The sequence below is a fragment of the Corallococcus sp. AB011P genome, assembly GCF_003611605.1.
GTDB lineage: Bacteria > Myxococcota > Myxococcia > Myxococcales > Myxococcaceae > Corallococcus > Corallococcus coralloides.
This window is the reverse complement of record NZ_RAVX01000014.1, coordinates 209,971-221,749: the sequence shown is the minus strand read 5'-3', so window position 1 is coordinate 221,749 and position 11,779 is coordinate 209,971. Positions and strand designations below refer to the sequence as shown.

The 11,779-nt window shown below is 68.6% G+C and carries 10 protein-coding genes; 5 read left to right on the top strand and 5 right to left on the bottom strand.

The annotated features are described in order from the left end of the window. Window positions 1-357: 357 nt before the first annotated feature. Entirely contained in the window at window positions 358-591 is a 234-nt protein-coding gene (locus D7X30_RS29085; RefSeq protein ID WP_120566223.1) for a hypothetical protein, read from the bottom strand. Window positions 592-730: 139 nt separating this feature from the next. On the opposite strand from D7X30_RS29085, the gene D7X30_RS29080 reads away from it, so the two are divergent. After that, entirely contained in the window at window positions 731-1,282 is a 552-nt protein-coding gene (locus tag D7X30_RS29080) for a GNAT family N-acetyltransferase (RefSeq protein ID WP_158619415.1), read from the top strand. 3 nt (window positions 1,283-1,285) lie between these two features. Then, the gene (locus D7X30_RS29075) at window positions 1,286-3,154 is read left to right on the top strand and encodes a hypothetical protein (RefSeq protein ID WP_120566221.1); all 1,869 of its coding nucleotides are present in this window, start codon (window positions 1,286-1,288) and stop codon (window positions 3,152-3,154) included. 96 nt (window positions 3,155-3,250) lie between these two features. Here the strand turns inward: D7X30_RS29075 and D7X30_RS29070 are convergent, their stop codons facing one another. Then, window positions 3,251-4,267, bottom strand: coding sequence for an MBL fold metallo-hydrolase (locus tag D7X30_RS29070; RefSeq protein ID WP_233591842.1), 1,017 nt, complete (start codon window positions 4,265-4,267; stop codon window positions 3,251-3,253). 89 nt (window positions 4,268-4,356) lie between these two features. On the opposite strand from D7X30_RS29070, the gene D7X30_RS29065 reads away from it, so the two are divergent. After that, on the top strand, window positions 4,357-5,286 hold the full coding sequence (locus tag D7X30_RS29065) for a LysR family transcriptional regulator (RefSeq protein WP_120566219.1): 930 nt from the start codon (window positions 4,357-4,359) through the stop codon (window positions 5,284-5,286). Here the strand turns inward: D7X30_RS29065 and D7X30_RS29060 are convergent. Both D7X30_RS29060 and D7X30_RS43685 read right to left on the bottom strand, forming a co-directional pair. Beyond that, a complete protein-coding gene (locus D7X30_RS29060; protein WP_120566218.1) occupies window positions 5,283-5,621 on the bottom strand; it encodes a UBP-type zinc finger domain-containing protein in 339 nt (112 codons plus the stop codon). The two genes, D7X30_RS29065 and D7X30_RS29060, sit on opposite strands and share 4 nt — an antisense overlap. A gap of 37 nt (window positions 5,622-5,658) precedes the next feature. Then, window positions 5,659-7,404, bottom strand: coding sequence for an FAD-dependent oxidoreductase (locus D7X30_RS43685; RefSeq protein WP_120566217.1), 1,746 nt, complete (start codon window positions 7,402-7,404; stop codon window positions 5,659-5,661). Window positions 7,405-7,865: 461 nt separating this feature from the next. Between D7X30_RS43685 and D7X30_RS29050 the strand changes: the two genes are divergently transcribed. Both D7X30_RS29050 and D7X30_RS29045 read left to right on the top strand, forming a co-directional pair. Next, window positions 7,866-8,870 carry a hypothetical protein gene (locus tag D7X30_RS29050; RefSeq protein ID WP_120566216.1) on the top strand — a complete coding sequence of 335 codons (1,005 nt, stop codon included), beginning with the start codon at window positions 7,866-7,868 and terminating at the stop codon, window positions 8,868-8,870. Window positions 8,871-9,098: 228 nt separating this feature from the next. Then, complete coding sequence (locus D7X30_RS29045; protein WP_120566215.1) at window positions 9,099-10,367, top strand: DEAD/DEAH box helicase; 1,269 nt, start codon at window positions 9,099-9,101, stop codon at window positions 10,365-10,367. 54 nt (window positions 10,368-10,421) lie between these two features. Here the strand turns inward: D7X30_RS29045 and D7X30_RS29040 are convergent, their stop codons facing one another. Continuing rightward, a complete protein-coding gene (locus tag D7X30_RS29040; RefSeq protein ID WP_120566214.1) occupies window positions 10,422-11,699 on the bottom strand; it encodes an APC family permease in 1,278 nt (425 codons plus the stop codon). Window positions 11,700-11,779 lie beyond the last annotated feature (80 nt).

Genomic DNA, 11,779 nt, shown 5'->3' with positions numbered 1-11,779 from the left:
AACTGCTCTGGGTACGCACCTTCTCCACCGTGGAGGCACTCCGACAGGCGCTGCTGGAGTGGGCCCACCGGTACAACGAGCACTGGCTGCTGGAGCGCCACCATTTCCGCTCGCCGAGTCAGGCCCGGCGAGCGCTGATGCAGTCGAAGCAGGCGGCCTGATTACAACCAACCTGGTGTCTCAACAATCCGGTGCGGTACAGGATCCGCATCGCATCTGGACGAGGCTAGGCGAGGGAGGCTCGCTGGGAGAAGGACAGGTTCCTTCGATGAGCGCCCACGGGCGGCTCCCAGCGGCGCTTCCACGGGGTGATGCTGGTGCACTCCCGGAACTGGGCCGGGCCGGTGTCCTTCAACGTCAGTAGCCGGTGCCGCCGCAGTGATTGTTCATGCCGTCCTCGGTGCCGTACGGGATGCCGTCCTCGCAGATCTGGTGGCTGGGCGCGTAGATGTCCTGCCAGATCATGCCTCCGGGGGAGGGGACCAGGGTGAATGCGGAGCCGGCGAAGTTTGACGTCCAGAAGCCCATGACGTCGGGGCTGCCCTGCACGGTCTCGAGCAACTCGGAGATGTTCCTTCGCGTGTAACGCATGGCGGGGTTCCTTGAGAGGAGGGGAGGCGGCGAAGGTCGAAATCCTAGGAAGCGGCGGGGAAGGGAGCAATCCGGGGGCTGGAGCTGGCTTCGGATGGATGCGGCAGCGCCACCTCCGGTATTCTCCGAGCCCTCCGCAATGCCCGCCCATGCCCCCCTTGTGCGGCTCGTGCTGCTCACGCAGCGCCACGCCGAAGACCTTCAGCGACTGGTCAGCGATCCGGAGGTCGCGTTTCCCGCGGGCCTCCCGATGCCAGCGCCGGAGAACTTCGGCAGCCACTTCATCGAGGTCCGCTCGCGGGCCCACCGGGCCGGGACAGCCCATTCGTTCGCGGTCCACCCGGAGGACTCCGAACAACTGCTGGGCGTGTGCAGCCTGTTCCATGTCGAGGCGTCACGGCGCCACGCCGAGCTCGCCTTCTTCATCGACCGCGCCTGGTGGAGCCGGGGCTACGGACGGGCGGCGGCCGAGGAGGCCGTGCGCCGGGCCTTTGAGGGCCTGGAGCTGAGCAGGCTGTACGCTCGCTGCCAGCACGACAATGAGCGGGCGCTCCGACTCCTGAAGGGCCGCGGCTTCCGGCCCACCCTGGATTGCGACCTTCCTCTCGGGAACGGGCGAAGGGAAGCAGCGACGATGCTCTGCCTGGACCGCGACCACCGCGCGGCGGAGCCGACACTAGGAACGAGGTGAGACATGGAAGAGGCATGGGGCGAGGACGTCGTTTCGAAGCAGTCGTTCCGGGCGCAGCTTTTCAAAATCATCCGCCAGGCCGCCGAGGACGAGGACCTCTGCACCAACACCCTGCTGGGAACCCTGGTGGACCTCTGGCTGACGGACATCATGGATGGCAACAGCCTGGACCAGATGGAGTGGTGGGCCGAGCTGGAGTCCTGGGGCACCCGGAGGGATGCGCGCCGCCAGATCGCGAGCGACTTCGTGCGCGACCTGCTCCGCATCTTCGAGCTCAAGCTCGAGGAGCACGACACCGATTCGTTCCTGTCCCGGATGCTGGCGCAGTTCGAAGAGGACTCGGACCTGCGGTTCCGGGCGATCGAGGGCTACTACCGGTTCATCCAGGACGTCCAGCACACCATCTGGGCCCAACTGCCGGTGACGTGCGTCATTGGAGGACACGCCAGCGGCGACATGTTTGGCATCGGGGCCAGCGCGCTCCTCAAGCAGAACATGAACGTCGTCGTCCACTTCAAGGACGACAAGCCGGAGCAGGACCACAGCGCGGGGATGTACAGCTTCTTCAGCGAGCTGCTGGGCAGGGAGCGGGTCCGGCTCGCGGAGACCGCCAGGGGATGCTTCGACCGGACGGCCTTCAGCAACAGCGTCTATGAGCTCATGAGGAGCCAGCGGCTCTTCTGCTGGCTCGCGCCCTACAACATGGGCACCTACTTCCTGAGCGACCGGTTCCAGAAGGAAGGAGGAACGAACAGCTCCGAATTGGACAACCGCGACACCATCCGCCGGGGGTTTGCCGTCGAGAAGCTCCGCAAGCAGGGCGCCATCCTCGACTTCCTGCACCGCCGGGTGGGCTCGCTCGACTCCCTGAAGAAGCGCAGGGTGCTGATCCTCTGGAGCCGCTTCACCGGGAAGAAGGGGGAGTACCACCCCGAGCACGACACGAGCTTCAAGGGAATGGCGCAGATGGCGTGGCTGGCCGCGGAGCTGGGCTTTTGCGTCATCATCGCGGGCGACAAACCCATCCTGCATGAAGGCGTCAAGGACACGTTCAGCCGCAAGTATCAATACGGTGATATCTGCCGCAGCCTGGAGTCCTACTACGGGGAGCCGCGCTGCTTCGACCTGACCGAGTTCTGGACGGAGCCTGCCTGGAAGGAGCTCTCCGGCGGGAAGCGCGTGGCGCAATACCAGCTCTACGAGCTGCTTCATCGCGTGTGCGACGTCCGGCACCTGGGGATGCGGAGCGGAAACATGGAGGCGCTGGCGTTGCTCGGCTACTTCGTGCGGTACATGGAGGAGGACCGCAGCTACGGCGGCGAGCGCATGGTGGCCTGGCACGAGACCGGCATCGGCTATGAGCGCATCCTCCTCATCGAGCCGCCGACGCGCGTGGGGAAGTACATCCATTACGACCGGAAGCTGAAGGTGGGCGTCAGCCAGGCCTCCATGCCTCCCTACATCACGGCCCGCAACAACGGCTTCCCCAATACGGCCTCACGCAACAAACCCAGGTTCTCCGAACAGCTCCAGCAATTCCAGGCCCGGCAAACCGAAACCTTCAACAGCATGCACGCCATGGATTCGAGAAGGGCCACCTTCCAGTCGGATACGCAGCAAGAGCTCACGAGGCTCACGCAGGAGCTGAAGGAGAAAATGACCAAGCCGTCCGATGTCTCGAAATACGAGAGCGGCTTCACTCCCGAGGACCTGCTTCAAATCCGCGAGTTCCTTTGCCTGACGAACCCGCGCGCCGAGAACCCGCTGGAGGAGCCGCCCACGCCCAACCCGGTGGAAGGCCGGCTGGGCAAGCTGAACCTCCGGCAGTACAAGATCCTGAGCGCCATCAGGACCCTGCTCCAGCGCAAGTAGCGTCCCCCTCCTCACTCCGTGGCATGGATTCCACCGGACAAGCCCAGTCATCCCAGCGGGTGGCTGGGCTTGTCCTTGCCTCGTTACGGAACCCGCTCACTCCGCCTTGGCCTTCGCGCCCTCCCAGCGCTGGCCGGAGCTGTAGTTGAACGGGATCCACCGGTAGCCCTTGCCCTCCGCGCTCAGCCGGCCCAGACCGGGAAAGGGCACGTGCGCGAAGCCGATCAGGTCGCCGCGCTTCGCCGCTTCCGTGAACGCACGCGCCCGCTGCGCCGAGGCCGCGCGCTCATCGACGTCGTAGGCGACCGTCACCGAAGGCTCGCGCAGCTGCACCGAGCCGAAGTGCATCAGGTCGCCCCACAGGACCAACCGCGCTCCACGGCTCTCCACGACGTAGACGCTGTGCCCCGGCGTATGTCCCGGGGTCGGCATGGCCCGGATGCCTGGAACGATGGCGTCCCCATCTCCGAACGTCTTCAGCTTCCCCGCGTCCAGGTACGGCCCCACCATCGCCCGCGCCTCCTCGAAGTACTTCGGGTCCACCGCTCCCTTCGTCTGGCCATCGCGACCCAGCCAGAAGCCCGCTTCTCGCGCGTGCACCCGGAGGATGGCGTTGGGGAACGCCCGGCTCGTCTTGGACATGAGCCCACCCGAATGGTCGGAATGGATGTGCGTCAGCAACACCACGTCGATCTGCTCGGGGCGATAGCCCGCCGCCTTGAGGCTTTGCTGGAGCTGGCCTCCCACGCCAGGGCCGAAGAAGCTCCCCACGCCCGTATCCACGAGCACCAACGCGGTGCCGGTGTTGATGAGGAAGGCGTTGATGGACAGCTCGACCGGATCCTCCAGGTGGTCGCGCGAGAGCAGCTCCTTCACCCGCCATGGCGTCGTGCCCGTCGCCACCTCGCTCACGGTCTGGGGAACGGTGCCGTCGGACAGCGCGGTGACCTCGAAGTCGCCGAGCACCATCCGATGGAACCCGGGGGCCTGGGTCCGGACCTGGGGCGCGGCGGCGTGGACGGAGGACGAAAGCAGGGGAGCACCGCTCAGCATCAGCAGGGTGAGGGCACGAGAGACAGCGAGGAAGGCACCGCGAGCAGGGGTCGTTTGCATGCACGAGGAGATACGCCCCGCCTCCGCTGGGATAAACGGGAGCACTTCGCACACTGCGTTTCACCGCTGAAACAATCGGAAGGTGGAAGATGGACACGTTCACGGCGATGGAAGCCTTCGTCCGCGTGGTGGAGACCGGCACCTTCACCAAGGCAGCGGACGCGCTGGGCCGCCCGAAGGCGGCGGTGACCCGGCTGATCCAACAGCTGGAGGCGCATCTGCGCGTGAAGCTGCTGCACCGCACCACGCGCCGCGTGACGGTCACCCCGGAGGGCATGACCTACTACCAGCAGGCCCTGCGGCTGTTGGGCGAGGTGCGGGAGCTCGAAGCCACGCTGTCCCAGTCACGGCGCGGTCCCCGGGGGCGCCTGCGGGTGGAGTCGAGTGGGACGATCGCCCGGCTGCTGCTCGTCCCCGCGCTGCCGTCGTTCTACGCGCGCTACCCCCAGCTGCACATCGAGCTGGGCGTGAGCGACCGCGTCGTGGACCTCCTCGCGGACAACGTCGACTGCGCCATTCGCGGAGGAACGGTGACGGACGAGTCCCTGGTGGCACGACACCTGGGCGACCTCTGCTATTGGCTGTGCGCATCCCCCCGCTACCTGGAGCGCCACGGCGCGCCCCTCCACCCGCTGGAGCTGGCGGGTCCGGTGCACGCGGTGGTCAGCTACTTCTCGTCGCTGAGCGGCAAGGAGCTCCCCTTCGTCTTCGTTCGCGAGGGCGAGCGGTTGGAGGTCCAGGGTCGAAGCCTGCTCACGCTCAACGAAACCAATGCGTACCTGGCCGCGGGGCTCGCCGGCCTGGGTGTCATGTTCGCTCCGCGTTTCGTGTTGGAGCCCTACCTCGCGTCCGGGGAGCTGGTGCGGGTGCTGGACGGCTGGCGGCCCGAACCCCGGCCCCTCTTCCTGGTCTACCCACCCACACGTCAGCTGGGCGCCGGGGCGCGCGTCTTCATCGACTGGTTGACGGAGCTGTTCGCGAGCCGGCCCAACCTGTGGCGCGATGAGGGAGGTGCCTAGGGCGCGCTCATGGGGGCTGAGTAGTGCACCGGCGGTGACTCGCCTGGGAAGGTGGGGATCCGGTCCAGGAACTGCTCGTCCACGTAGCACCAGGCCCAGTTCTCTTCAGGCTCGAACGATTTGATGACCGGATGGGCGCTGGCGTGGAAGTGCTGGGTCGCGTGGCGTGACGGCGAGTCGTCGCAGCAGCCCACGTGCCCACAGGTCAGGCACATCCGGAGATGGACCCAGTCCCCTCCGTCCTTCAGACACTCCATGCATCCGTGGCCGCTGGGGTGGACGGGAGCCGTCCGGTGCTGCTGGGTGTCTTCCAGGTGGGGACATGCCTTCTTCATGGCTCGCGCTCCGTGTTGGGGCCTCCGACCGATGGCCTCATCGTGTCGAACATGGGGATGCGAGGGGGCCTGTCGCAACGCGTGTGGCGGCGGAGGCCAGGCAGGCATGCAGCTGCGCCACCACGGCCGCACCCTCTCCAATCGCCGCCCCCACACGCTTGACGGAGTCCGAGCGCGCATCGCCGATGGCGAACACTCCTGGCAGGCTCGTCTCGAACCCCAACGGCGCCCGCCCGGCGGCCTCCCAGGCTTCCGCCTGGAGCGGCTCCTCGCCGAGCACCAAGCCCGTGCGCACGAATCCCTTCGCGTCCAGTGTCACACCGCAGCCCGTGAGCCACTCCGTGGCCGGATCCGCCCCGATGAAGAGGAAGAGGTGACGCACGTCGTCCGCCTCTTCCCGCCCGCTGGGTCGGTGCCGCCAGCGCACGCGCCGCAGGCCGCGCTCGTCCGAGCCCGCCAGCTCCACCACCTCCGTCTCCATCACCAGCTCGATGCGAGGGGACGCGGCCAGGCGCTCGACGAGGTAGCTGGACATGCTCGCCGCGAGCTCCCGGCCACGCACGAGCACGCGGACCCGACGCGCGTGGCCCGCGAGGAACACGGCCGCCTGGCCCGCGGAATTGCCACCGCCGACGAGCATGACCTCCTCGTCGGCGCACATGCGCGCCTCGATGGGGCTGGCCCAGTAGAAGACCCCACGGCCTTCGAACTGGCCGAGGTTCGCGAGCGCGGGACGGCGGTAGCGCGCGCCACTGGCCACCACCACGGTCCGCGTGCGCACCTTGCGCCCGTCGGTCAGCGCGAGCGTGAGCGGCGCGCCAGGGGCGGCGCAGCGCAGGGAGGCGACCTCTGCCGGGATGGCCATCTCCACGCCAAACTTCTGCGCCTGCACGTAGGCGCGCGCGGTAAGCGCCTGGCCGGTGATGCCCGTGGGGAACCCCAGATAGTTCTCGATGCGCGCGCTCGCGCCCGCCTGCCCCCCGAAGGCCCGCTGATCCAGGACGAGCACCCGCAGCCCCTCGGAGGCCGCGTACACGGCGGTGGCGAGCCCCGCGGGCCCCGCGCCCACCACGGCGACGTCATAGTGCGTCTCGAAGGCCCCCTCCGGCAGCAGTCCGAGCGCTCGGGCAAGGGTGCTCTCGGAGGGGTTCTTCAGGACCGAGCCATCCGGGCACACCACGAGCGGGAGCTCCTCCGCGTGTGGCGAGTAGCGCTCGATCAGTGAAGCCGCCTCCGCGCCCCGCGCCGGGTCCATCGCGAGGTACGGGTGGCCATTGCGCGACAGGAAGCCCTCCAGGCGAACCCTGCCCGCGCCCTCGGGAGGGCCCACCAGGACGGGCCCACCGGCGCCTGTCTCGAGCAGGCCCACGCGGCGCAGGATGAGGGCGCGCATGATGCGCTCGCCGAGGTCCGCCTCCGCCACGAGCAGCGCACGCAGCCGGTGCGGGGGGATGACCAGCGCCTCCACTTCCCCTACCGCGTGAGCGTCGACGAGCGAGGGGCGTCCGGAGAGCTGGGCCACTTCACCGAGGAACTGGCCCGGGCCCTCCTCCACGATGGGAATCGAGTGCCCCAGGCCATCGCGCCGGGAGAGGGCCACTCGGCCCTGGGCGAGCACGAGCATCCCAGGGCTCGGTTGTCCGGCCGCGAAGAGGCACTCCCCATCACGAAAGTGCCGGACCTCACCGAAGCGCTGCATGCGCTCGATGTCCCGGGCGTCCAGGACGGGAAACATCTGGGGACGGCGCGACTCGAGGCTCGGAGGCAAGGGAGGGGGAGGCATGACCGTGCTCAATGCATGGGCATGGGACGCGCGGGCGACAGAGCACGGGCAGAGTGCTCCACCGGCCGCCCGCCTTCTCTCCACCCCTCACCCCTGCCGGAAATTCAAGAATGCTTCACTGGGGCAGGGGTCGGAGGTCTCGGCGCACCCATTCCCGTGCCACGTGCCTGCGGACAGACTGCGCGCTTTCGACGCTCGTTCACCCTTCGAGGACGCAGGCCATGTGTGCATTCTGTGATCTGGGAATCTGCCATGACCCGGCGCATCGAAGTGGAGCGCTGATCGGTGAGTGGGTTCGCGACACGTGTCGTTTCTGCTCGCTCGGCATCTGCGCGGAGCACGGTCCCCAGGGGCCGAGCGTGGGTGAGACTCCTGTTCGGCTGTTCGATATCCGGAGGTCCCGCCCGTCCGCGAGCCTCACGCCCGCGCCCTTGTTGGAGGTCCCTCGAGGCCTCTTCGCCATGCCCCGTGCTTCGACCGCCGGGCAGATGCACCTGCATCCCAGTCAGGCCCAGGAGGCGCTGCTCATCTCGGGGATCCTCGGCTCTCCGATGGGGACGACGCACGCCATCCCGAAGAACATCCATCGCTTCTGGACTGGCGGACCCATGAGTCCCGCGGTGGTCGACGAGCTGATCTCCGATGGGCTCCGGGCGAAGCGGGCGGGCTGGACGTGTCACCTCTGGTATTCCGACGAGGTCGAGCGGGTGCTGGACTCGCACCTCGAAGGGGCGATCGCGAAGACGAAGGGCGTCTTCATCTTCTCCAAGCGCCCTCAAGCGCCCGAGGACAAGCGGCCCCTGCGCGCCATCCAACGGCGCAGGCTGGAGCAGGCGGGCTTTCGGGTCCTCGCCATCGAGCGGCTCGACAGCGGTGGCTGGTTGACGAAGCTGGCGAGCCGGGCCGGCCACTCCGCGCTGGCTGGCATCTGGGATGACGTCAAATACTTCTCGGACCTGGCGCGACTGCTCTATCTCTATTTCGTCGGGGGCATCCACATGGATGTCGACATCTCGCTGGGCGACATGGACCTGACGCAGCAGTATTTCCACAACGACCCGGCGGGACAGGTCCCGCTCATGGGCAGCCTGCTGCGCGATCAGCGCGACGCGTTGATTCCGAAGCTCCGCTACCTCAAGCGGATCCGTCAGCAGAGCCTGCTCACGCAAGAGGAGTACGACGAGTACAGGGAGGCGCTGCGGGCGGCGGTGACCAAGGGCGTGAACGCCGCGGGCATGTTGAACGCGTTGATCGGCTCGCGCGGTGGCACCACCCACCTCAAGGATGCCATCGCCGAGTACCGACGGCGCACCGACGGCACCGGGGACTTCATCACGGGAATGGGGCTCGCCCCCATCCTGCTCCTCGGAAGCGCAAGGGCGGGCAACCTGGACCAGGCCCTGAAGTGGACCGTCCCGCCGTACCTCGTGCGCCTGGATCCGGACACCGAGGAAAGCAACCTCTGATAGAAGCCGCGGAGGGACTGGCCGCTTCTGATTGAATTCGTCCGCCAGCGTGCCCCGGAGTTCCTGTCGCGGCTGGAGGGTGTCCCGGAGGCCTCGAGCGGGTCACCCGGAGCCGCTTCCCCCGCTTCCATCTACCTGCCGGGACACCCCTGCCGCCAGTGAAGCCGCCGCCCCCCGCGCCAGGTAGGGTAGGGTTCTCCGCGTCGTGCCACCCAGGGCTCCCCTCCCATGACCTTCGCTTCACTTGGCCTGTCGGACGCGCTCGCCCGCGCCGTGGCCGAACTTGGATACGACGAACCCACGCCGGTGCAGCGCGCGGCCATCCCCGTGGTGCTGCGCGGCGGCGACGTCCAGGCTTCGGCGAAGACGGGCTCGGGGAAGACCGCGGCGTTCCTGCTGCCCCTCCTGGAGGCCTTGCGCGCCCGGCCGGGTGGGGCGGTCCGGCCGGTGCGGGCCTTCATCCTGGTCCCCACGCGGGAGCTCGCCGCCCAGATCGTCGACTCCCTCCAGCGGTATGGCCGTCACTTGAAGAGGCCGCTGAAGACCTGCCTCGCGGTCGGCGGCGTCTCCGCGAACCCGCAGATGCTGGCGCTCCGGGGCGGCGCGGACGTCGTCGTGGCCACACCGGGCCGCGCGCTGGACCTCGTGGACCAGAACGCGCTCCGGCTGGGGGAGGTGGAGACGCTGGTGCTCGACGAGGCCGACCAGCTGTTTTCCCTGGGCTTCGCTGACGAGCTCAACCGCCTGCTCACGCTCCTGCCCGCGCGCCGCCAGAACCTGCTGTTCTCCGCCACGTTCCCGCCCGCCGTGCGTACGTTCGCGGAGCGACTGCTGCACGAGCCCACGCGCATCGACGTCGATGACGGAGAGTTGCCCTCCGCGGACCTCATCCTCCAGCGGGCCATCCAGGTGGATGCGCCCCGGCGCACGATGCTCCTGCGGCAGTTGCTGGAAACCCACGCGTGGTCCCACGTCCTCACGTTCGTCGCCAGCCGCTACGCGGCGGACCATGTCGCGCTGAAGCTCAACCGAGCCGGCATCCCCGCGACGTCGCTGCACGGAGACCTCAGCCAGGGGGCCCGCACGCGGGCGCTCGCGGACTTCAAGGCGAAGCGCGTGCGCGTCCTCGTCGCCACCGACGTCGCCGCGCGCGGCCTGGACATCGCGGGCCTGCCCGCGGTCGTGAACTACGACCTGCCGCGTTCGACCGTGGACTACGTGCACCGCATTGGCCGCACGGGGCGTGCGGGCGACCAGGGCGTGGCGATCAGCTTCGTCAGCGCGGACACCGAAGCCCACTTCCGTCTCATCGAGAAGCGCAACCACCTGTCCGTCGCGCGAGAGCAGGTGGCGGGCTTTGAACCGACGCCGACGGCCGTGTCCGCCGCACCGCCGCTGGATGTGAACGGCGGAGTGAAGGGCCGGCGCAAGAGCAAGAAGGACAAGCTGCGCGAAGCCGCCGCCGCCGCCGTCCCGCCCCCGAAGCGCAAGCCGTAGCGCCCTTCATCGCCGCGAACGCGGCGAATGGGCCGTAGCGTGCGACCTCCCGCGCTATCCGAGCGCCGCCTTCCCGTCCGGCTTGCGCTGGAACCTGTAGAGCACGAAGCCCACCGCGAGCGCGATGGCCCCGGCGACGAGGTTCTCGCGCTCCGCGCTCAGCGCGAAGACGACGCACAGCGCGGCGGCGGCGAGGGGAATCACGGGCCCACCCGGGATGCGGAACGCGTTCGGGGGCGCCTGGAGCTTGCGGCGCAGCACGGGCACGGCCAGGGCCGTGCCGAAGTACGTGGCGAGCCGGGCCACCACGGAGAGCGTGGCGAGCACCTCGAACGAGCCGGAGAACGCCAGGGGCAGGGCGATGGCCGTCTGCGTGAGGATGGCGACCGTCGGCGTGCGGTAGCGCGGATGCAGCGTGGCGAGCGCGGCGGGGCCAAAGCCGTCCTGGGCCAGCGCGTACAGGTAGCGCGGCCCGGCGAGCACGGTGTTGCTGTTGGTCCCCAGGATGGACAGCACCCCGCCCACCGTCATGAGGAGCCCACCCCAACCCCCGAGGAACCGCGCGGCGGCGTTGGCGAGCGGCGTCTGCGCGTCCGCGACCCCGGGCAACGTGCCCAGCGCCACCCACTGCACCGCCGTGTAGATGAGGGTGACAACGCCTATCTGCACGATGAGCGCGAAGGGCACGTCGCGGCGAGGGTTCTTGAACTCACCCGCCGGAGCCGCCGTGTTCTCGAAGCCGGCATAGGCGAACAGCAGCAGCAGCACCGCGGACCCCAGGTTGCCTCCATCCCTGGGAGCCACCGACGTCGCCAGCGGCACGGACACGGAGAAGAGGCCCACGGCGATGAACACCAGCAGGGGCACCGTCTTGGTGACGGCGAGGAGCACCGCGGTGCGAGCGCCGCCCTTCACGCCCACGACGTTGATGGCGGTGAGCGCGAGCAGGGGCACGGCGATGGCCAAGCCCTGTCCCATGCCCGAGTTCGCCGCGGGCCACAGGAAGCCCAGCGCGCGGGAGAAGCCGACGGACAACGAGGCCACGGACGAGACTCGCGCCAGCCACGTCATCCAGCCGACCTGGAACCCCACCCGTTCTCCAAAGGCTTCACGCGTGTAGAGATAGGCGCTGCCGGGCTTGTCGAAGTAGCTGGCCGCCTCCGCGAAGCAGAGCACGAGCAGCAGCACCGCCAGCCCCGCGAGCACGACGGCGCCCGTGCTGGCCGAGCCCAGGTTCGCGGCGGCCGCCGCGGGCAGCAGGTAGACACCACTGCCGATGACGTCGTTGATGGAGAACCCGACAATTTCCCAGCGCGATACCGCGCGCCGCATGCCCGGCTCTTGAGGAGGCGAATGGGGTTCGGTGGTCATGGACGGACGGAAGGAGAGGGGATCCCACTGGAGCACGAATG

Coding starts and splice junctions, on each gene's coding strand:
- D7X30_RS29085 (WP_120566223.1), bottom strand. CDS start 591: ATGCGTTACACGCGAAGGAACATCTCCGAGTTGCTCGAGACCGTGCAG.
- D7X30_RS29080 (WP_158619415.1), top strand. CDS start 731: ATGCCCGCCCATGCCCCCCTTGTGCGGCTCGTGCTGCTCACGCAGCGC.
- D7X30_RS29075 (WP_120566221.1), top strand. CDS start 1,286: ATGGAAGAGGCATGGGGCGAGGACGTCGTTTCGAAGCAGTCGTTCCGG.
- D7X30_RS29070 (WP_233591842.1), bottom strand. CDS start 4,267: ATGCAAACGACCCCTGCTCGCGGTGCCTTCCTCGCTGTCTCTCGTGCC.
- D7X30_RS29065 (WP_120566219.1), top strand. CDS start 4,357: ATGGACACGTTCACGGCGATGGAAGCCTTCGTCCGCGTGGTGGAGACC.
- D7X30_RS29060 (WP_120566218.1), bottom strand. CDS start 5,621: ATGAAGAAGGCATGTCCCCACCTGGAAGACACCCAGCAGCACCGGACG.
- D7X30_RS43685 (WP_120566217.1), bottom strand. CDS start 7,404: ATGCCTCCCCCTCCCTTGCCTCCGAGCCTCGAGTCGCGCCGTCCCCAG.
- D7X30_RS29050 (WP_120566216.1), top strand. CDS start 7,866: ATGCCCCGTGCTTCGACCGCCGGGCAGATGCACCTGCATCCCAGTCAG.
- D7X30_RS29045 (WP_120566215.1), top strand. CDS start 9,099: ATGACCTTCGCTTCACTTGGCCTGTCGGACGCGCTCGCCCGCGCCGTG.
- D7X30_RS29040 (WP_120566214.1), bottom strand. CDS start 11,699: ATGCGGCGCGCGGTATCGCGCTGGGAAATTGTCGGGTTCTCCATCAAC.